17 protein-coding genes are annotated in these 21040 nt (G+C 59.2%); 6 read left to right on the top strand and 11 right to left on the bottom strand.

Features of this window, described 5'->3' with window-relative positions; genetic code table 11:
• Nucleotides 1–493: 493 nt before the first annotated feature.
• Both FBAL_RS07915 and FBAL_RS07910 read right to left on the bottom strand, forming a co-directional pair.
• Nucleotides 494–1450 carry a hypothetical protein gene (locus FBAL_RS07915; protein ID WP_013345068.1) on the bottom strand — a complete coding sequence of 319 codons (957 nt, stop codon included), beginning with the start codon at nucleotides 1448–1450 and terminating at the stop codon, nucleotides 494–496.
• 258 nt (nucleotides 1451–1708) lie between these two features.
• Nucleotides 1709–2794 carry a DUF5694 domain-containing protein gene (locus tag FBAL_RS07910; protein ID WP_013345067.1) on the bottom strand — a complete coding sequence of 362 codons (1086 nt, stop codon included), beginning with the start codon at nucleotides 2792–2794 and terminating at the stop codon, nucleotides 1709–1711.
• Nucleotides 2795–3087: 293 nt separating this feature from the next.
• Here FBAL_RS07910 and FBAL_RS07905 point away from each other — a divergent pair, with 293 nt between their 5' ends.
• Nucleotides 3088–4152, top strand: coding sequence for an NAD(P)H-dependent flavin oxidoreductase (locus FBAL_RS07905; RefSeq protein ID WP_013345066.1), 1065 nt, complete (start codon nucleotides 3088–3090; stop codon nucleotides 4150–4152).
• On the opposite strand, the gene FBAL_RS07900 is transcribed toward FBAL_RS07905, so the two are convergent.
• Nucleotides 4149–5096 (bottom strand): AraC family transcriptional regulator, encoded by a 948-nt coding sequence (locus FBAL_RS07900; RefSeq protein ID WP_013345065.1) that lies wholly within the window; start codon nucleotides 5094–5096, stop codon nucleotides 4149–4151. The two genes, FBAL_RS07905 and FBAL_RS07900, sit on opposite strands and share 4 nt — an antisense overlap.
• Nucleotides 5097–5212: 116 nt before the next feature.
• Between FBAL_RS07900 and FBAL_RS07895 the strand changes: the two genes are divergently transcribed.
• Complete coding sequence (locus tag FBAL_RS07895; protein ID WP_013345064.1) at nucleotides 5213–6949, top strand: N-acyl-D-amino-acid deacylase family protein; 1737 nt, start codon at nucleotides 5213–5215, stop codon at nucleotides 6947–6949.
• Between the two features lie 58 nt (nucleotides 6950–7007).
• On the opposite strand, the gene FBAL_RS07890 is transcribed toward FBAL_RS07895, so the two are convergent.
• From FBAL_RS07890 to FBAL_RS07880, 3 genes are all read right to left on the bottom strand, one after another.
• Nucleotides 7008–8486, bottom strand: coding sequence for an FAD-dependent oxidoreductase (locus FBAL_RS07890; protein ID WP_013345063.1), 1479 nt, complete (start codon nucleotides 8484–8486; stop codon nucleotides 7008–7010).
• Between the two features lie 82 nt (nucleotides 8487–8568).
• Nucleotides 8569–9264: an HAD family hydrolase gene (locus FBAL_RS07885; RefSeq protein ID WP_013345062.1), complete on the bottom strand. Its 696-nt coding sequence runs from the start codon at nucleotides 9262–9264 to the stop codon at nucleotides 8569–8571.
• A gap of 230 nt (nucleotides 9265–9494) precedes the next feature.
• Nucleotides 9495–10271 carry a TetR/AcrR family transcriptional regulator gene (locus FBAL_RS07880; protein WP_013345061.1) on the bottom strand — a complete coding sequence of 259 codons (777 nt, stop codon included), beginning with the start codon at nucleotides 10269–10271 and terminating at the stop codon, nucleotides 9495–9497.
• Nucleotides 10272–10478: 207 nt separating this feature from the next.
• Between FBAL_RS07880 and FBAL_RS07875 the strand changes: the two genes are divergently transcribed.
• From FBAL_RS07875 to FBAL_RS07865, 3 genes are all read left to right on the top strand, one after another.
• Nucleotides 10479–11981 (top strand): flavocytochrome c, encoded by a 1503-nt coding sequence (locus tag FBAL_RS07875; protein WP_013345060.1) that lies wholly within the window; start codon nucleotides 10479–10481, stop codon nucleotides 11979–11981.
• 2 nt (nucleotides 11982–11983) lie between these two features.
• The gene (locus FBAL_RS07870; RefSeq protein ID WP_013345059.1) at nucleotides 11984–12337 is read left to right on the top strand and encodes a cytochrome c3 family protein; all 354 of its coding nucleotides are present in this window, start codon (nucleotides 11984–11986) and stop codon (nucleotides 12335–12337) included.
• Nucleotides 12338–12502: 165 nt separating this feature from the next.
• The gene (locus FBAL_RS07865; RefSeq protein WP_013345058.1) at nucleotides 12503–12889 is read left to right on the top strand and encodes a DUF2541 family protein; all 387 of its coding nucleotides are present in this window, start codon (nucleotides 12503–12505) and stop codon (nucleotides 12887–12889) included.
• Between the two features lie 62 nt (nucleotides 12890–12951).
• Here FBAL_RS07865 and hrpA read toward each other — a convergent pair whose 3' ends face one another.
• Both hrpA and FBAL_RS07855 read right to left on the bottom strand, forming a co-directional pair.
• Nucleotides 12952–16824 carry an ATP-dependent RNA helicase HrpA gene (hrpA, locus tag FBAL_RS07860; RefSeq protein ID WP_013345057.1) on the bottom strand — a complete coding sequence of 1291 codons (3873 nt, stop codon included), beginning with the start codon at nucleotides 16822–16824 and terminating at the stop codon, nucleotides 12952–12954.
• A gap of 60 nt (nucleotides 16825–16884) precedes the next feature.
• Nucleotides 16885–17682, bottom strand: coding sequence for a cyclase family protein (locus tag FBAL_RS07855; protein WP_013345056.1), 798 nt, complete (start codon nucleotides 17680–17682; stop codon nucleotides 16885–16887).
• A gap of 105 nt (nucleotides 17683–17787) precedes the next feature.
• Between FBAL_RS07855 and FBAL_RS07850 the strand changes: the two genes are divergently transcribed.
• On the top strand, nucleotides 17788–18432 hold the full coding sequence (locus FBAL_RS07850; protein ID WP_013345055.1) for a CAP domain-containing protein: 645 nt from the start codon (nucleotides 17788–17790) through the stop codon (nucleotides 18430–18432).
• A 5-nt stretch (nucleotides 18433–18437) separates the two neighbouring features.
• Here FBAL_RS07850 and FBAL_RS07845 read toward each other — a convergent pair whose 3' ends face one another.
• The 3 genes from FBAL_RS07845 to FBAL_RS20435 all read right to left on the bottom strand — a co-directional run bounded on the left by FBAL_RS07845 (nucleotide 18438) and on the right by FBAL_RS20435 (nucleotide 20697).
• Nucleotides 18438–18932: an MgtC/SapB family protein gene (locus FBAL_RS07845; RefSeq protein ID WP_013345054.1), complete on the bottom strand. Its 495-nt coding sequence runs from the start codon at nucleotides 18930–18932 to the stop codon at nucleotides 18438–18440.
• 137 nt (nucleotides 18933–19069) lie between these two features.
• Nucleotides 19070–20530 carry a disulfide bond formation protein B gene (locus FBAL_RS07840; RefSeq protein ID WP_013345053.1) on the bottom strand — a complete coding sequence of 487 codons (1461 nt, stop codon included), beginning with the start codon at nucleotides 20528–20530 and terminating at the stop codon, nucleotides 19070–19072.
• Nucleotides 20530–20697 (bottom strand): hypothetical protein, encoded by a 168-nt coding sequence (locus FBAL_RS20435; protein ID WP_013345052.1) that lies wholly within the window; start codon nucleotides 20695–20697, stop codon nucleotides 20530–20532. The genes FBAL_RS07840 and FBAL_RS20435 overlap by 1 nt, the downstream gene beginning before the upstream one ends.
• Nucleotides 20698–21040: the final 343 nt, after the last annotated feature.

Raw genomic sequence — 21040 nt, 5'->3', positions numbered from 1 at the left:
ACTGATTGTTATACGCCCAAAGCCCTAATGGCTTTGATTCATCGGCAGAATCAATAACCAATAAATTTATTCCCATCTAATTGTCGAGTGAAAAAACGAGCGCTACGCGAATCGTTATGCATCCCAGATAAATTTATAAGAATTAATGCAAGTTAATAATGGGGGGGAATCTTTATCCCTGCAAGAAACTATACGATTGAGAAACACAAACGTAATTGCACCCCCTGTTATAAGTGCATAGTGTGGACTGACGTCGCTTTATTTTGAGAAATAAAGGGATGCTAATACAGTGTCGCTCACCGGTACTATGCAAGTAGGTCTGCGAGAAACTATAAATTAGAAACGTACAGGGAATATGACCTATGAGCCTTACAATATTTCGTCGCTCATTAGTGGCTGTTTCAGTCACTGTAATCGCAGCACTATAAAATATCTAAAACTGAAGACTCAACCAGATGAAAATTCATTAATTAATCTCTAGCTAGAAATGGTCCTATTTAAACTCGTTAGCGCACTCATCCTCGAGTTTTTCTCTCACAACCGATTGAGCATATGAAAAACCTTTTCCATACCACTCCTTGTAATTAGAGGATATCGGGTACTTACCATAAACATCCGTAAAGTCATCCCACCATGGATTTTCATCCGAATATTTGGACAGTATAGAGCCGGGAAAAACGCTACCAGAGAGTAGCTTTTCAAATATTATTGGTTCTAGTATACGACCACCACACTTTAAACCATACCCATTTTCTTTAAGCTCTTTAATTAACTTGTATAACCCAAAAATCTGACTGCGCCCACCGCCACCAACATGCTTACTAATACGCCACGTTCGCTTCAAAATCTTATACTTATAATCAGACATGGCCAAAATAATAAAAACTTCTCCAACTTCGGACCTATTCATGATGAAATAGATTTCATTTGGATTACTCTTTTCTATATCCGAATAATAGTCTAGAGGGTCAAAGTTTGTTTTTTCTTGATTGTCGTATATTGTTCCTTGCCCGTGAATCATCCAACCCTTGTTTATTCCAAAAGTATTGCAGTAATGATCAATAAACTCAAAAGAAGGTTCCTCCTTCCCATTAAACACCTTCTCAAGATCTCCAGTTTTTTGTAAGCGCATCAGTTGAGCAAGCTTAGATATCGTGAAAGGAGAGTATAGATTACCCTCATTCATTATTTTAAGAGACTCTCTAAATCTTGAAGCTATGAGCTCGACCTCAGTGATATTATTAACTTCTGGCTCTACTGTTGATTCATATTCTGATTTACTTTTTACTACAGTCTCGGTATCGCCATGCTTGGATGAATTAATCGAAAGGCCAATCAATGTCAAAACAGCTGTGATAACTACAATGAATGGCTCAAATCCGGGATCGAAACCAAGCCATAGGAGAGAAGCTATCAATACAACAATGTTTAATATAATCGCAATACTCATCCTAATTCCATACTGAGAGCTAACAGTGTATCTGTTACAACTTAGATAACTAACCAATGGCAATGAACCCGTTTTAAACTTGACCAATCTACCAAGTGAACCAGACTAAAACAATATCTTTGGTGTCGATTAAGGCTGCTGTATTCTTAGAGTGAAAAGCAATTCGGTGAAGTTGGCTCAGCAATAACCAACGGCCCTTTCTGGAAGCACACACGGCCAACGCTCAGATACGAAACAGGCGCCTCTTTTTCACCTCGCTCAATTGCTTTTTGCGTCTTCCACCAGCTGGTTAAACTGCACCAGCTCGACGCCAATCATATTGGCGAGGTATTGCTCGAGAAACACTTTATGGCTGCCGCCGACCACCACCATCACTTTGCCGCCAATATGCTCGGCAATCACCCGATTGATGTTGGAGGCCATATTGAGGTTGCGGATCTCCCACAGCGTCATTCGGGCCATGGCTGCGGCCGGGGCCAGGTCTTTGTCTACAAACAGCGACCACTCCTGGCTGAGCACCTGCTCATTGTAGGTGTCACTGTTCATCCACTGAAACAGGGGCAGCCAGTTTCCGGACTCCACCGCCTGCGCCTTGAGTCGCTCCGGTTTGTTCACGTATTCGCTATTGGCGAACCCTTGGGCCGCTTGCGAGTTCTGATAGGAGTCCATCAGTTCGCTCACCACTTCGGGGTAGAGGTCTTTATCCCGGTGGTCATCAATCGGATACAGCTGTTTAAGACCTAATGTTCTGGCCAGTTCTGCGGCAACCAATATGGTTTCGTTATTCTGGCCCGCTTTCTCGCTCAGGTACTGTGAGAGCGACTCAGGCAACAACCCTGTGGCCTGCGCGTCGTTCAGGTATTGCCAGTGCAGTAACGCGGTGGGGAGGTTATAGCCGGCAATGGCCATTCGGATGACGGTCACCCGTTCTGAGACAGTGGCAATGTCGTTCTTTAACAAGGGGCGCAGCAGACTAATCGCCTCATACGGATTGAGTTTCAAGGCCGTTTGTTCCGCCTCTGCCAGCGTCATCAGAGTGCTTCCGACAAACTGCTTCAGTACCGGCCGGTAGTCACTGGCGGCCTGAATCATAAACAGAATATCGACCGGTCGCAGTGCCTCGACGGCAATGGCCGTAGGGCCATATCGCTCAAGAACCTGCAACACTGGCGACAGCGACTTCGGCGCAATCGGCGTGTCGATAGTTTTAAGGTGCGCGCTGCCCAACACCATTACCTGGGTTTTGACCTGGCGTTTCTCCTGCAAAGATTGGATTTCGCCCGCTCCGGCGTTGCCCACGCAACACCACAGGACCAGGGCCAATAGAAGGTTTTTCCGATTCAATGTTCATCCCTTAACTGCATGACGCTTTGGCCGTTGGTCACATCCTGCGACCAACACGTAAGACAAACGAAGATACCGCCATGGGCAGCATGCAACAATCCCCCAGTCCCTAAGCTTGCCACGCATAACGTGTCCGATATGCCGCTTCACGTTCGTGCCCGGATGTAATGGGCCAAGCTTGTGCGACAGACAGCGTCATTGGACCGTTCCACTTCCCACAAGAGCCAACCGTTGCTGAACGCTTGTGTTGAGGTCATGATGGCCGGGATGGGATAACGATACAGGGACTGATCATGACCACCCACCCTACGCTGCTGCAGCGGCTGGCACTGCGCCACCCAATCATTCAGGCGCCCATGGCGGGCGTCGCCACGGCGGAGTTGGCGGCGGCGGTCAGCAACGCTGGGGGACTGGGATCCCTGGCCATCGGGGCCAGCTCCCTAGAGCAGGCTGAGCGCACCATCCGCGCCGCTCAGGCGCTGACCGACGCCAGCCTCAACATCAACCTGTTTTGTCACCGCAGCGCCCGACGCGACCCGCAACGGGAGGCAAACTGGCTCAGTTATCTGGCGCCGCTGTTCGCCGAACAGGGCAGCGAGCCCCCAGCCCGGTTGCAGGAGATCTACCCCAGCTTTAACGACCATCAACTTGAGTTGCTGTTGGCGCTGCGCCCGGCGGTGGTGAGCTTTCACTTTGGCCTGCCCTCCGCAGAGGCCCTGTCCGCCCTGCATCAACGGGGCATCGTCACTCTGGCCAGCGCCACCACGCCCGATGAGGCGCAACGGGTGGCGGATGCGGGTGTCGATGCGGTGGTGGCTCAGGGTATTGAAGCGGGGGGACACAGAGGTCAGTTTGACCCCGACGCCCCGGACCCCGGCCTCACCACAGCAGAATTAGTGACCTTGCTGAGCGGCGCGATGGATAAGCCCATTATCGCCGCCGGGGGCATTATGGACGGCACCGATGCAGCAAAGATGCTGGCGCTCGGCGCCACCGCCGTGCAACTGGGCACCGCGTTTGTGGCCTGCCCGGAATCCTCTGCCAGCCCCGCCTACCGTGCCGCGCTGCTGGGCGAGTCCGCCCACCACACCCGCCTGACGGCCACTCTGTCAGGCCTCGCCGCGCGGGGCATGGTCAATCGATTTATGGACTACGCGGAACGGCCTGAGGCCCCGGCCATCCCCGATTATCCGGTGGCCTACGACGCCGCCAAACAGCTTCACCAGCTGGCAGCGGCCCGGCAGGTGCACGATTTTGCCGCCCACTGGGCCGGAACCGGCGCGCCCCGGGCCCGCGCCCTGCCCGCTGCTGAGCTGATGGCGATACTGGTGGCCGAGCTGGCCGCGGCCCGCCCTTAACGCGCCTGCTCGCCCAGCCGCCACTGGCTGGGCGACACCCCGTACCAGCCTTTGAAAGCCCGGTTAAATACCGCGGGTTCGGCATAGCCCAGTCGCAGAGCGATATCGGTGACAGTGAATTCGCTCTGTTCCAGCCACTGACAGGCCAATTGACGGCGGCAGCCCTGCAGCAGAGCACCATAACTGCTGCCGCACTGACGCAGCCGGTATTGCAGGGTTCGGGCTGGCAACTCCAACACCCGGGCGATGGAAACCAGGCTGACGTCACCGGTAGGCAACAGCGCCAGAATGGCCCGGGTTACCGCTTCATCCACGGGCACCTGCTGAGGACTGGGCCGGCTGGGGGCCTGTCGACGCCAGCGGGCAAACAAGCGCTGACGCATCACCTCACTGGTGTTGACCGGCTGCGCCAGATCCGCGCTCGCAAACACCAACGTACTGGCGCCATGGGTCAAAGGCTGACAAGGCACACACTGGCCGCCGCTGAGCTCCGAAACGATATTGGCGATGTTACTCAGGGTCAGTTGCCGCAACTGCTGGCAATCCAGCTCCGCTTCAAAGGCAAATCCCAGCCGGAACTCGGTGCAGCCATGCTCCCCCACCGCGTCGATCTGTATCCCCTGAACGTGGTAATCCAGCGCTTTCAGTCCCACTTCGAACGCGTCAAACAGGCTGTCCTGAATACAGAGATACACCCCCAGTGCGCCAAGCAACTCAAGTCCCTGACGCTGTCCCAGCCGGTAGCCAAAGTCAGCGCACTCAAGCTGCCAGGCCGAGCGGGTCAGCAGCCGGGCCACCGCCCGGTAGGAGAGCATCATATCGGCACTGGCCAGAGCGCTCGGGTGCAGGTGTTCCGCTTCCAGCAGCGCCAGCGGGTCGCCACCCAGTTCGACAACCAGGCGGTCAAATCCCGCCAGTGCACTGCTGCGTACCTGGTACTGCATGCTCGGCTCCCCCGCCTTTATGGTTGCGTATTTTATCAAGTGAACTTGCGCGAATTATCAAGACTGGTCAACTGAGAATGATACCTTGTTAACAAATTGTTCAACGGATTGGCCCTATGCACTTCGACATCATCATCAACAACGGCCTCTATTTTGATGGCACCGGCAGCGACCCCCATATCGCCCACATTGGCGTTCGCGACGGACGCATCGCCGAGGTGTCTGAGTCGCCATTGGATGAGGCGGATTGCCCCCGGGTCATCGACGCCAGCGGCAAGTGGGTGACCCCCGGCTTTCTCGATACCCACACTCACTACGACGCGGAGTTTCTGGTGGCCCCCAGCCTGTCGGAATCGGTGCGTCATGGCGTCACCACCGCGCTGGTGGGCAGCTGCTCTCTGAGCATGATCTGCGCGGACGCCGAGGACGCGTCGGACATCTTCACCCGGGTGGAAACCATGCCCCGGGAGAAGGTGCTGCCCATCCTGCAGCAAAAGAAGCGCTGGTCCTCTCCGCGGGAGTGGGTGGATATGGTGAAGCAGCAGCCGCTGGGGCCCAACCTGATCTCCTTTCTCGGCCACTCTGACCTGCGGGTGGGCGTAATGGGGCTGATGGACGCCACCGACCGTACCGTGACGCCCAGCGAAGCGCAGCTTAAGGAGATGGAGCGGGTGGTGACCGAGGCAATGGATGAAGGCTTTCTGGGCCTCTCCACCATGCGGCTGAAGTGGGACAAGATCGACGGCGATCGGGCCTGGTCACGCTCGCTGCCCAGCACCTACGCGCCGATGTCGGAGATCCGCCGCCTCAACCGCATCGTCCGCGACTGGGGCCGGGTGCACCAAGGCGCCCCCAATGCGGCCAATCCCCTGAAGATATTCGAGTACATCGGTGAAGCGTTGCGTCACCTGCGCCGCCCCCTGAAAACCACCCTAATCTCCCTGCTCGACCTCAAGGGCAATAAGACGGTACTGCCACTGGGGCGACTGGCCAGCAAGGTGGTCAGCCTGCTTGGCGGGTCCTTCCGCTGGCAGGTCCTCCCTACCCCCTTTACCGTTTACGCCGATGGCATCGACGTGGTGTTCTTTGAGGAGTTCGGGGCCGGAGAGATGGCACTGGACCTGAAAGACAAGGTGGCCCGGGACGCGCTATTGAAAGACGAAGCCTACCGCCGCAAATTCCGTCGCTTCTACGGCGAAAAGCTGAGCCCGCGGGTGTGGCAAAGGGATTTTGGCGACGCCATCATCCTCGACTGTCCGGAACCGGATCTGGTGGGCCGCGACTTTGCCAGTGTGGCGAAGGAGCGCAATATCCACGTGGTTGACCTGTTTCTCGATCTGGTGGTGGCCTACGGCAACCAACTGCGCTGGTACACCACGGTGGGCAACCACAATGAACAGCGGCTGTGCCGCACCCTGAATGACGACAATATTCTGGTGACCTTCTCCGACGCAGGCGCCCACATCCGCAATATGGCCTTCTATAACCTGCCGCTGCGCTTCCTAAAGCTGGTTAAAACCCAGCAGGACCGGGGGCAGCCGATGATGAGCCTGGGCAAAGCGGTATGGCGCCTGACGGGAGAACAAGCCGATTGGTTGGGGGTGGACGCCGGCAAGATCCGCCCCGGTGACCGGGCCGACCTGGTCATCCTCGACCCCGCGGGTTTCGACCAGAATCTGGAAACCGTGCACTGGGCCGAGATGGAGGGTTTTGGCCAGCAGCGCCTGGTAAACCGCAATCCCGGTCTGGTGGGGACGGTGCTGATCAATGGCAGGGTCGCCGTCGACCAGGGCGAGGTGCAGCCTGAGCTGGGCCAGCAGCACGGCTTTGGACAGTTTATTCCGGCTCGGTGAATAGGCGGGCACAACAAAAAAAGGCAGCCTACGCTGCCTTTTTCGTGTCATATCGCTGCTACTTCATGCCGCTGGGCCGGGCCAGCTGCGGGGGATAGTGGCGGGCTTCGGCCAGTTCCACCGCGCGGTTGACCACCGCATCGCGCTCCAGCATCGGCACCGGGCGCTCATCGCCCTGCAGCCAGCCCTGTTCCGCCAGAGAGTCGATAATGGCATTGGCGGCACTCAGGGCAGAGGACGCTTTAACAATTTCGGTCCGGGCGTAACGATGACGGCCGAAGGAGACGTCCGCTGCCCGCAGGCTGGGGTCCGTCCCCGGGATCTGCTGGGCCCCGAACAGCGGCTTGCCACCGGGCTCGGCGCTGGCAAAACCCGGCAAAAAGTGGCTCATGTGGGCGATTGCCGCACGACTGCGCTGCACCACCACCGACTCTGGCCAACCGCGGACAATCTTGGCTTCCAGTTCCGGTGCCAGACGAGGCTGGGCGCTGCGGTCATCGCTGGCCACCAGACCCGACTTAAACAGCGTGATCGACTCCGTCATGCCGTGCAGCTGGAACAGGCCATCACCATAGGGGGTCAGCTGCGCCATCCCTTCGGGAGTGCCCCGTTCGCCGTGGAAAATCACTTCCGGCCAGGTGCCGGCAGCCTCGGGCCAGCGCGCCAGATAGGCGGCCTTAAACTCCACCAGTCGCTGGCGTGGCTCACCCAGCACATCGTCCAACGTGCCGGTACGGTAGCCGCAGGCATTAACCAGATAATCCACCGTCATGGTGCGGCTGACCCCACCCTGCTGGTAGTGCAGGTCCCAACCCGCGCCGTTGGCTTCGACGTTCAGCAGGCGGGTGCCACACATCACCTCAACCTGAGGGAAACTGGCGAGACTCAGCTCGGCACTGGCCGCCAGCCGGAACAGGCTGAGGCCGTACTCCTGCACCAGCACCAGGGGCCATTGCACCGTGTCAAAATCCAGCGTTTTGGCCAGTGGAATCATCCAGTGCTCAGGGCGCTCCGGCTGCTGCGGCAGCGGCGCTTCCCGCAACGCTTCCAGCTCAGCTCGCTCAAACAGCCGGAAGTACTCCTCCGGTGCGCCAAGTCGGGCGTTGTCCGGGTCCTGTTGCACCAACGCATGATAGGCCGCCCGGACTTTCTCCAGCCGCGGCAGCAACGCCAGCGGGTCACCGGCATCACGGGTCGGCACGGCGATCACCGTGGGCCGGACATTGGCCACATGGGGATAGAGTTTCAGGGTGTCAATGGACTGTTTCAGCAGCTTCAGGCACTGCGCGTCGCTGATCTCCCGGTACAGGTTGCCACCGGCGTGCAAATGGCACATCGGCGGACCATTCACCAAGCTCGGGCCCTGCTCCATCAGCACCACGTCCAGCTCGCCCTGTTGGGCCAGTCGCAACGCCACGGTGCTGCCCGCCACGCCACCGCCGATAACGGCAATGCGCGGACGCAGCTCGGCACCGGGCACGGCTTCGGTCTGGGGATGGGTCAGCAATTCGGCACAGGTTTGCAGGTCGAAAGTCATGCTTTTACGGCAAAAAATGGAAACCAACGGACCCGATGATACGTGATTCAGGTCCGTTTGGATCCACGGAATTTGTATGGGATTACAGCAGGGTCAGAACCTTGCTGATGTTGTCAAAGCTGTGGAAGCGATGCTCCGCCAGACACCGGTCGCTGACCTGCTCATGCACCCAGCCTTCGTAGCCCGGGTCAACGTGGCAGGCATGGCCACCGATCTCCAGCACCGGCAGGATGTCGGACTTCAGCGAGTTACCCACCATCAGTACCTCCTGGGGGTGGCGTCCCAACTGACTGAACAGGCGGCCATAGGTGGCCGGATCCTTCTCCGACACCACATCGATGCGGCCGAAGTAATCCGCCAGACCGCTGCGCGCCACCTTGCTCTCCTGATCCAACAGGTCACCTTTGGTGATCACCATCAGCGGGTAGCGCCCCTGCAGGGTCTCCAGCGTCTCCCGCACCTGCGGCAGGATCTCGATGGGGTAGCTCAGCACCTCTTTGCCCAGTTGGATAATGCGGTCGATATCGCGGCCATCAATCTGGTACTGGGTCAGCTCCAGGGCGGTTTCAATCATCGACAACATGTACCCCTTGGCGCCGTAGCCAAACAGATTGAGGTTTTTCACCTCGGTCTGGTACAGGCGGGTGGCGAGGTCTTCATGGTCAACATAACGGCCCAGAATCTCAACGTAGGCTTGCTCGGCGCCGCGGTAGTAGGGTTCGTTCACCCAGAGGGTGTCGTCGGCGTCAAACGCAATCAGCTTGACCGCTTCTTTCATACTTCATTCTCCTCGGTCTGACTGATGCTGCAGCAGGGTACAGCGGGGTCCATCCGACCCCAAGGGCCCGCATTTTGGGCCCAATCGGCGACACATTCAATGACCGTGTGCGGCAAACCGGGCAGCGTGGCAACGGGCGCTTATTCGCTGCCCGATTCGGTGCCAAACGCCGAAATAGCAACAAACTATGAGGGCCCGATGACGGGCCCTGACAGCGGGATTGAGCGGGGTCAGTTTAATGCGGCGTTCAGTGCAGGAATATCACTTAACCCATTTAATTCCCGGCAGTGGCGACAGCTTTTATTTTCCAGATAATTCTCATCAAAGAAGTGATTGACTCTGTCGCCCAATTCTTCCAACGATTGAACATCGAGCGGAATATTCCATTGCTGCTGACCAAGAACTTTCGCCAGATGACGATAGAAAGTGGGATCTCGCTCTGTTAAATAACGTTCGCTCATTAATTGACTTTCGTAGGAGGAGAGGATACCCGCCATAAAGAAGTAGAGGCTCTGGGTTAATTCCAGCACCTGGTCCGAGTCCGCCAGCAGCGCCCCCTCATCCGCCGCCTGCTGAACATGAAAGCGCACCCGGTCCCAGAACAGATTGACCCGCTGGCGCAACAACTGCCCCTTCTCATCACTGGCCGGTTGCCAGAACAGACTGTTGATGGAAACCACCCGCAGGGTATCGAACGTGGCATTGCGCTGTACCGCCACATTGGAGAACACCGCCGCCAGCGCCGCACGCTGCCAAGGGGTCAGGTCCGGGTTCTGCTTCAAAAACAGCGGCAGGTAGTTGGAGGTGCAGTTACGCAAAAACAGGCAAACCAGCACATCCTCGCGAGAACGGAAGTACTTGTACAGGGTGTGATTGGAGCACTGTGCATCCTTGGCGATCTGGGCAAACCGAAACGACACCACGCCATGCTCCTCCACCAGGGCTTCCGCCACGTTGAGCAGTTCGTCGCAGTGAACAATGTCCATATTGCTTTTGGGACAGGGCATATCAATCCATCCATTTTCATTTTTCCCGACTTTCCCATAAGCACCGAAAAGTTATTGCGTGGCGCTTCACAAAACCATTTCGCATGAAGTTTTCCTACGCCATCAAGAAAAGCTTTTCGATGAAAAACTTGTTGTGACGACATTCAAATTTCACCATATTTAACGCCTTTACAGTGCGTCTCGAGTTCATTCATTGAGGCGAGAATCATGAAAGGAAGACGCGAGTTTCTGAAGCTGGGTGCAGGCGTGGCCGCCATGGGCGCTACCCTGCCCCTGGCCGCAGCACAGTGTGGCCAGACCCCGGACTGGCACAGTGAGTACGATGTGGTGATCATCGGTTCCGGTTTTGCCGGACTGGCCGCGGCGGTGGAAGCGAAGAAGCTGGGCGCCAAGCGCGTGGTGGTATTTGAAAAGATGGGCGTGTACGGCGGCAACAGCACCCTGAATGCCGGCCAGGCCTGCTTCGCGGGCACCGACCTGCAGAAAAAGCTCGGCATCGAAGACAACGCCAACCTGATGGTGCTGGACCAGCTAAAGGCCGGTCGTGGCCTGGCCAGCGAAGCATTGCTGCGCGCCAGCGCCGAACTGGGCCCCTACGTGTACCAACTGACTTTGGATTGCGGCTCCAAATACCGTGACCACATCATCACCACCGGCGGCACCAGCGCCACCCGCAGCCACCAGGTGATTGAGCGTTCCGGTGCTGGCTTTATCCAGCCTCTGCTGAAAACCGCCCGCGAAATGGGGGTGGAAACCTACAACCGCCACAAGTTCGACCACCTGATCCGCGATGAAAAAGGCCGGGTTATCGGGGTGGAGATCCGCCGGGGCTACCACTTCGGCAAAGAGGAAAGCGGTGACGTGATCCAGGTCCGCGCCACCCGCGGTGTGCTGATGGCCACCGGCGGCTTCGGTTACAACATCAGCTTCCGCCAGGCTCAGGATCCGACCCTGACCTCCGAAGTGGGCTGCACCAACGCCAAGGGCGCCACCGGTGATGGCCTGATCGAGATGCTGGCTGCCGGCGCCACCCCGGTGCACCTGTCCCACATCCAGTCCGGCCCCTGGGCCTCTCCGGATGAAGGGGGCTTTGGTTACGGCGCAGGCTTTGCGCTGTACAACTTCCCCCACTCCATCGCCGTCGACCGCACCACTGGCCAGCGCTTTATGGACGAAATTGCCGACCGTAAAACCCGTGCAGACCTGGAGCTGCAGCGCCGCGACAAGGATGGCAAGCCCAACCCGGCACTGCTGATTGTGCCCAAGGCGGAAGCGAAGAATGACCCCTCCATGGAGAAGGTGCTCAAGTACAACGTCGCCTGGGAGTTCGATTCCGTAGAAGCGCTGGCCAAGCACTTTGATGTGCCGCTGAAGCCGCTGAAACAACAGATTGCCGACTGGAACCGCTACGTCGACGAAGGCCATGACCCGCAGTTCGGCAAACGCATGGACGCTGGTCGCGGCATCAAGCTGACGGCGCCCTTTATCGTCCAGCGCCTGTGGCCCAAGGTGCACTACTGCCAGGGCGGTGTGCAGATCAATCCGAAGGCGGAGGTGATTGCGGCGGCCACCGGCCAGCCCATTGCCGGCCTCTATGCCGCCGGTGAAGTGACCGGTGGTGTCCACGGCGTCAGCCGCCTTGGTGGCTGTGCCACTCCCGAATGCCTTGCCTTTGGCATCATCGCTGCCCGTTCCATGATGGAGGCCTGATCATGAACAAGACCCTGATGATACTCGTCTGTCCCCTGCTGCTGGCCCTGAGCCAACCGACTCTGGCCATGGACAAACGTGACTACCACGCCCCCCTGTACGAAGCCGGCTGTGACAGTTGCCACGACCAGGGCCTCAACCGCTACCCCTCCGACGAGGCCTGCCTGCAGTGTCACGACCCGGAAGCGCTGGCCAAGCAAACCGCCCGAGAAGGCGAAGAGGCGCACCAGAACCCGCATGACAGCCTGCACTATGGCAAAGACGCGCCCTGCATGGACTGTCACGGCGAACACACCCCGAAAAAAGCGCTGTGCCAGGAGTGCCACAACTTCGACTATCCCAAGTTTAACGGTTAGCACCCTTGAGATACCTCGTTGCAACGCGGGCCCTGTGCCCGCGTTTTTTCTGTTCAGCGGCGAATAAAAACTGTGGTTTTGACCCGATTTTCAGCGCATTCCGATGGCTCACATCCGCTGCCGGATGTATGGTTCGCGCCCCTTTTATCTGGACGCTGAAAAACCATGATCAACGCCTCGCGCCTGGCCCCGATTCTGCTGCTGGCCAGCACCCTGCTGGCACCGGCTGCTGCCCTGGCAGACGACGATTTCACCCTGGGCCGTACCATCCTGCTGGAACACGGCAACCGCGGTGCTGACATCCCCCTGCTGGTGTGCCGCAACACCAACGCCATTAAGCTGAAAGCCAAGCGTCGCCTGCACCTCAAGCGCATCAAGGTGACCTTCCAAAATGGCGACACCCGCACCTTTAACTACTACCGCGACATGAAGAAGGGCGAGCAGACCCAGTGGCGCAAGTTCGCCTACTCCCGCTGCGTCACCCATATCGAGGTGTTCGGTAACTCCGACGGCTCCAGCGCTGGCGTCACCGTACTGGGCCATAAGCGCTAAGCCCACGCCATAAAAAAGCCACCCATTCGGGTGGCTTTTTTTGCTGCTTTTGGCGGCAGCGCTCAGAGCTCTTCCAGCGCATTGAGGATGCGCTTATCGGAGATCGGCACCTTAGTGCCGAGCGCTTGGGCAAAGCAGGAGATGCGGTACTCCTCCAGCAACCAGCGCACGGCGGTAAGCGCCTCCGGCACCGACTGGCCCTTGGGCAATTTGTTGAGCGCGGCCTGGTAGGCCTGCTCCACCTTCTGCACCTTCAGCAGGTGCAGCTTGTCCCGATGTGGGTCCACCGGCAGTTTCTCCAGCCGTCGTTCCACCCCTTTCAGGTAGCGGTTGAGGTCATCCAGTCGATCCCAACCGGTGTCGGCTACAAAGCCCTTGTACACCAGGCGATCCAGCTGAGCCTGGATGTCCGACATGGCGAACGCGATCTCGAGGCTGATCTTGCCCTTCAGCTTCTTACGAATGCCGCCCCAACTGGTGAGCACCCGCTCCACCTGCACCGCGATACCGACCACGGTGTCGTTCAGCTCAGCGCGAATCACCTCGCGGGCCGCCTCAAACTCCGCCTTGTTGGTCACGTTCAGCTTATGCTCCGCCAGCAGCTTATCGATGCCGGCGTCGATGCAGTCGTTGATCAGCAGGTCGACCCGGCCGAAGGGGTTGAAGTACATCGCCAGCTTGGACTTGTTGGGCAGCTTCTGTTGCAGATACTTCACCGGGCTGGGCACGTTGATCAGCAGTAGCTTACGCAGACCCACCCGATTGGCACGGGCCGCCTTGTCCTCGGCATCAAACAGCTTGATACCGACACTGTCGCCCTCATCCACCAAAGCCGGATACGCTTTCACCGCGTAGGCGCCCCGTTTCTGCTCGTAGCTTTTGGGCAGGTCGCCCAGGGTCCAGTCGGTCAGGCCGGACTGCTCAATGCCGCTGTCCGCCACCTTAGCGATCACCTGCTTCATCTGGCCCTTGAGCTGTTGCTTCAGCGCCAGCAGGTCACGCCCCTGGGCGATCAGCTTGCCGTTGTCGTCCTCTACCTTGAAGTTAAACACCAGGTGCTTATCCAACGCGCTCAGGTCAAAATCTTCCGGGTTGACCCGGGTGCCGGTCATCCGCAGTAGCTGCTTGCACAGCGCCTCCAGCAGCGGCATCTCGAACGGCGTGATGGCGTTCAGCGCGGCGCTGGCGTAATTGGGGGCTGGCACAAAGTTGCGACGCAGCGGCTTGGGCAACGTCTTGATCAGCGCCACCAGCAGGTCATGGCGCAAGCCCGGTACCAGATAATCGAACCCTTCCGGCTCCACCTGGTTCAGCAGCGCAATCGGCAGGTGCAGTGACACACCATCGTCCTCAGCGCCGGGCTCAAACTGGTAGGAGAGCGGCAATGTGATGCCCCCCTGGCTCCAGTGATCCGGGTAGTCCTGCTCACCGACGTGGTCGGCATCGCGCTTCATCAAATCGGACTTGGAGAGATCGAGTCGATCAGGCTGAATCCGGCGCTCTTTGCTCCACCAGCCCTGGAAGCGCTGACGGGTGTAGATCCCTTCCGGAATGCGCTCATCGTAGAAGGCGAACAGGGTCTGCTCATCCACCAGGATGTCGCGGCGGCGGGACTTGTGCTCCAGCGCCTGCACCTCGTCGATCAGGGCCAGATTGCTCTGCAGGAACTTCTCGTTCAGGCCCAGCTCGCCGGTCACCAACGCTTCACGGATAAAGATCTCGCGGGCTTCAACGGCGTTCACCGGTCCGTACTGCACTTTGCGGCGCGGCACCACCACCACGCCGTACAGGCTGACCTGCTCATACGCCACCACCGAGCCGGGCTTCTTCTCCCAGTGCGGTTCGCTGTGGCTGCGTTTGATCAGGTGCTGCGCCAGCGGTTCCACCCACTCCGGGTCAAACTTGGCCACGGTGCGGGCAAACAGGCGACTGGTTTCGGTCAGTTCGGCGGCCATCAGCCACTTGGGCGGCTTCTTGGCCAGCTGGGAGCCGGGGAACACATAGAACTTGGTGTTGCGCGCGCCCTTAAAGTGCCCCTCTGCCTCTTTCATGCCGATGTGGGACAGCAGGCCCGCCAGCAGGGCGCGGTGGATCTGGTCTTCCCCGGCACGCTCGCCGATGGTCAGGCGAATGTCGAGGTCACTCAGGCTCTGACGCAGCTGGGAGTAGAGGTCCTGCCACTCGCGCACCCGCAGGTAGTTAAGGAACTCCGCCTTGCACTGGCGTCGGAACTGGTTGCCGGACAGCGCCTTCTGCTGAGCCTTAAGGTAATCCCACAGGTTGAGGAAGGCGATAAAGTCCGAGCCCTTGTCGGCAAAGCGGGCGTGCTTCTCGTCCGCCGCCTGCTGGCGCTCAATCGGGCGCTCGCGCGGGTCCTGAATCGACAGCGCGGCCGCAATCACCATCACCTCATGGACACAGCCCTGCTTCTGGGCCTCAATCACCATTCGCGCCAGGCGCGGGTCGATGGGCAGGCGGGCCAGTTGGCGGCCCAGCGGAGTCATCTTCGGCTGGCCTTTGCTGACGGTGATCGCCGCCAGCTCCTCCAGCAGGGTCATGCCGTCTTTGATGTGGCGGCTGTCCGGCGGCTGGATAAAGGGAAACGCGGCGATGTCGCCCAGGCCCAAAGCCAGCATCTGCAAGATCACCGAGCCCAGGTTGGTGCGCAGGATCTCCGGGTCGGTAAACGCCGGACGGGATTCAAAATCCTCCTGGCTGTACAGGCGGATACAGATGCCTTCGCTGACCCGGCCACAACGACCGGCGCGCTGGTTGGCGCTGGCCTGGGAGATCGCTTCAATGGGTAGGCGCTGCACTTTGGTGCGGTAGCTGTAGCGACTGATGCGGGCGGTGCCGGGGTCAATCACGTACTTGATGCCGGGCACCGTCAGCGAGGTTTCCGCCACGTTGGTGGCCAGCACGATGCGGCGGCCACCATGGGGCGCAAAGATGCGGGCCTGTTCCGCATGGGACAGGCGCGCATACAGCGGCAGGACCTCGGTATCCCGCAGGTTACGGCGGTTCAGCGCATCGGCGGCGTCGCGGATCTCGCGCTCGCCGTTCATAAAGATCAGGATGTCACCGGGGCCCTCATCGCACAGCTCATCCACGGCGGCAAAGATCCCCTCCATCAGGTCGAGATCCGGGCCCTCCTCCTGAACCAGCGGCAGATAGCGCTGCTCCACCGGGAAGGTACGGCCGGACACTTCGATGATCGGCGCGGCATCGAAGTGGTGCGAGAAGCGCGCCACGTCGATGGTGGCGGAGGTGATGATCAGCTTGAGATCCGGACGCTTGGGCAGCAGCTGCTTGAGGTAACCCAGGATAAAATCGATGTTGAGGCTGCGCTCGTGGGCTTCGTCGATGATCAGGGTGTCGTACTGGTCGAGCCAACGGTCATGCTGGATCTCAGCCAGCAGGATGCCGTCGGTCATCAGTTTGACGTAGCTGTCCGGCGAGCTCTGGTCAGCAAATCGCACTTTAAAGCCAACATGCTGGCCCAGCGGCGACTCCAGCTCCTCCGCCACCCGGGTGGCCACGGCACGGGCCGCCAGCCGACGTGGCTGGGTATGACCAATCAGGCCACGCTGACCCCGGCCCAGCTCCAGACAGATCTTGGGCAGCTGGGTGGTTTTACCGGAGCCGGTCTCCCCCGCCACGATCACCACCTGATGGTTGGCGATGGCCTCGGCAATCTCGTCCCGCTTGTCGGAAACCGGCAGGTCCGGATAACGCACCTTGGGCGCGTTCTGGGCCCGCAGGGCCACCCGGGCCTGGCTGTCAGCCATCAGCGTTTGCAGCTGTTCGGTGAGCTTTGCCTGTTTGGTCTTGTCCTTGATCTTCTTCATCCCCGACAAACGTCGGCGAATGGCGGCGGCGTCCGCCTGCATACAAAGGGCAAGCTGTTCTGGGGCAAAGGGATTGGTGTTGCTCAACGGGGTATCCTGGTCACGTCTTTTAGGCGGGGGATCCTACCAAAACCCGCCACCACCGGGCTACCGTCCCGACGCCTCAGGCACAAAAGCGATGATGCGCAGGGGCGCGCCACTGCCCGCGGCAATCTTCATTGGCAGAGCAATCACCTGAAAGCCCTTTTCAGGCAACCCATCCAGATTGGCCACGTTCTCAAACCCCGGCACATTCTGCTCAAACAGGATGCGGTGGGTTTCAAACAAGGTGGAGGCCCCGTAATCGATGCTGGGGGTGTCGATGCCCACCGCCCGGATCTGGCGCTCTTCAATCAGAAAACGGGCCAACTCCGGGTGGATGCCGGGAAAAGTCAGCTTGGCCACGGCCGCTTCACCGCGCTCCGCCGTGCCCATGTAACGCTGGCTGTCCGGCCAGAATTGGGCGGAGCCGGAATCGATCAACACGATGGCCCCCTCGGGCAACCGCCCATGACGCGTTTCCCAGCGTGTCAGGTCGTCGACACTGACCTGGTAGTTGCGGTCATCACCAATCCGGTCGGCAACCCGAATCACCACGCCGGGGCCGATCAGCTGCTCCAGCGGAATGTCCGCCACACCACGCCGGCCCTTGGCAAAGTGCACTGGCGCGTCCACGTGGGTACCGCCATGTTCGGCGGCGCGAAAATTAAAGGCGGAGTAGTAGAAGCCCTTGTCGGTGACACCATCGAACACCGTGGTTTTCTCAAAGCGATCCGCCGTGGGCCAGTAGATGGCCTGCGCGGAGAAGGGATGAGTAAGGTCAATCCAGCGGCCCTGCCAGCCGTCTGCCCAAGCCGTTGCGGTAAAGAAAACCAGCGCCCATAGCGACCCTTGCCATCGATTCATCCCGACTCTCCTGCCTGCGGTTTTGCGTGATTGACAGTGTAGTCGTCACGCAACCACTTTCGCTGGCGCCGCCGGTCAGGCTAAGCTCAGGGCATGAGATGGATAATGTTGATTCTGGTTGTGCTGGCGCCGCTGACCGCGGCGGAGCCGCTGCGGCTGACCCCGGTGGAAGCCGAAATCCTGTCGGAGCTGAACTTTGCCCGCACCGAGCCGGCCCGTTATGCCCGTGAAGTGCTGGAGCCGATGCGGCGCTATTTCCAGGGGACGGACATGGTTGACCCACCCTGGAAGACGCCCCGCCCCGGGGTGATTCAGATGGTGGAAACCCGGGAGGGTGTGGCGGCGCTTGAGGAGGCGATTGCTAACATGGCCGGGGCAGCCCCGGTACCGGCGCTGACCCCCTCCTACGGCCTGACCCTGGCAGCCCGGGCCTATCGGGAGGAGCAGGCGAAACAGGGGCGGATGGGCCACATCGGCAAGGATGGCTCCACCCCGGCAGACCGCATCAGCCGCTTTGGCCTGTGGCGTGGCTCCGCCGGTGAGAACCTGTTTTATGGCGAAGCGGACCGCGAGGTGGGCCGCTTCGTGGTGATGGCGCTGATTGTCGATGATGGCGTACCGGACCGCGGCCACCGTATCGCCATCATGAACCCCAACTTTCGCATGGTGGGCATCGGTTTTGGCCGCCACCCTCTCTACGGCTACCTCTGCGTTCAGAACTTCGCCGCCGAGTTCTACGATGCCCGCTAGGGCACTTACTCCTCTTTAATGCCGCCGCGCATGCGCCGCTTGAGGTCGTAGTAGCGGCTGTGCACGCCCCGGGTCAGCGCGTTGGAACAGTTTTCCACCACGTCCACCCCGTACAGAATTCCCACCACCACAAACGACAGCTTAATCGCCAGCATCGGGCTGAGTACCGACAGACATACACCGATGCCCGCCAGAGCCCAAATAGTGGCGGCGGAGGTCACCCCGACCACGATGCCATCCCGGGCCAGCATCACCCCGGCGCCGAGGAAGCCCACCCCGGTGACCACCTGGCCGATGATGCGGGAGGTGTCCGTCATCTCGTTGTTCATGGTCATCGACGCCACGATAAACAGGTGGGTACCCAGCACGATCAGCGAGGAGGTCCGGATCCCGACGGGCTTGCCGCGGATCTGACGCTCGAGACCGACAATAAAGCCGCAGAACAGCGCCGCACCGATGCGTGGCCATTCGAACGGGGCAATGGACAACCACTCAGACATAACCCTCTCCAAAGCTGACTAGCAGAAACCGGCGCAATCTACGCCACTCCGGCAGCAAAACAAAGGGAATTTTTGATGACGCGGGCACAAAAAAAAGGCCGGGGAAAACCCCGGCCTTCGCGTCGATGAAATCGAACTTATTTCGCGTAGAAACGCACCTGGTTACGGCCTTCGGCAGCGTCCACCACCAGCAGGTGGTTGTCCTGCTCGGTCAGCGCCTGCAGGTTGCCGGCTTCCGCCAGGTTGATGGCACCGTGAACCGCACCGGTGGCAGCGTCAGCGGTCAGCAGCTGCTGGCCGGACTGGCTCAGCATCACCAGCTCATCACCGCTCAGTACCACACCGGTTACCATCGGCAGAGCCTGGGTGTCGATGCTCAGAACGCGCTCGCTGTTCAGTTTGAAGTCGGCACCGCTCAGGCGAACCAGCACGAAGTTGTTACGCTTCACGTCCGGCAGAGTCACCATCAGGTACTCGTTGTTGGCGGCATCAAAGCCAGCGCTGCCAACGTAGTTGTACTTGGCACGGGCGGTTTCGAAACGGCCACGCTTGAACTCGGTGATGCCGTCAGTACCTTCAAAGAAGTTGGCGTAGTAGTCAGCCAGCTTGGCTTGCGGGTCGTAAGCAACGCGGGCGAAGCTCTTGTGGTCCGCAGTCACCAGTACGCTGTTGTCGCTGTCGAACGCCACACCGGCCAGGTTGGAGATCTCAACGGAGAAGTTGGGATCGATCTTGGCTTTGGCCAGTACCTGGGTCAGGTCTTGATTCAGGAACGCTACCCAGTTTTTGTTGGTCACAACGGCGAACAGCTGGCTGTTCGGGTTGTAGCTGATGCCGGTTACCGCACCTTCGATCTCAGCCGGCAGAGTCACGCTCTTAACGGCTTCAATGGTGGTGTCAGCCGCAGCGCGGGTCGCGTCGTTGGTCGGCATATCGGTAAAGTCCGGCTTGGCGATGGAGTAAGCGCCACGCAGAGACACCTTGGACAGGCCATCCCACTTGCCAGCAGACCAGATGATGTTCTGCGGGTTGAAGCTCATGCGAACCGGGTCGCCCTGGCCCAGGAACGGCGCCGGGCCGGTCTGGCTGAAGGCTTGCACGATGTTGAACGCGATCACCACCAGGAACACGTTGGCTGCGGCCTTGTTCAGGCCTTCCCAGCGGGTTTTTTCGGTCCACTGAACCAGCTTGTCACCCTGCAGCAGCAACAGCACGCCAGCGAACAGCAGCACCACCAGGAACACCACCATTACCCACACGTAGGTGTGCACGCCGAAGATGGCGGGGCCAAAGCCCTGACCGATGTCGCGCAGGATGTGGGCGGAGCTGTGACGGTAGCCGGCGAACAGACCGTAGATGGCGGTCAGCAGCAGCAGGCCGATGTACTTCGGCTTCAGGCCGTAGCGGGTGATAAACAGCGCAATCAGGGAGACCAGCACCATGGCGGTGCGCTCCTGCCAGCACAGGGCACAGGGGTTATCGCCCATGCCGAAGCCCAGGATGATACAGGCGATACCAACCGGCAGCGCAATCAGGGCCAGAGAGGCCAGCGCTACGATGCGGTTCATCATCACATCATTGAGAAGTGCTTTGTTCATTACAGGTTCCCCGCCGGAATGATCATGGTTGCGGTCATAACGAACCAGATAAAGACGCTGAGCAGAATGCTGATCACCAGCAGGCGGCTGGCCAGCTTCTCTTTTTCGGGCTTGAACGCCACCAGGAAGGCGCTCACAAACACCAGACAGAAGAGCAAAAACTCCACGGTATTCTCCAAAATTCGGCCAGTGTGGCCGTTTCGAGGTTGGGATGGGCCGCCCTAACGCGTTGAACTCGCAGTAGGGTTTCGGTCACCACCGTTTTCGGGGGAGAAGATTACGCAGGGTAAAAATGAAAAAATGTCACCGGGTTCACACTGGCACCTGCACGACTTAGCCACGGTTTGCAAATGCGAAAATCCGCCCAAATTACCCCTTTGGTGATAGATAAGCTTTTTCAGTTTTCGCCCCGGAGTTTTGCGAGAATTCCCGCTTTTGAACGTCAATTGAGACGCCCCACAAATTCCGGACCTTGGAGGGTGATCCGCCTCGACCTTCCGCCGCGATACC

Origin of the sequence: Ferrimonas balearica DSM 9799 (genome assembly GCF_000148645.1) — a bacterium.
Taxonomy (GTDB): domain Bacteria; phylum Pseudomonadota; class Gammaproteobacteria; order Enterobacterales; family Shewanellaceae; genus Ferrimonas; species Ferrimonas balearica.
This window is presented reverse-complemented; position numbering and strand designations above follow the sequence as displayed.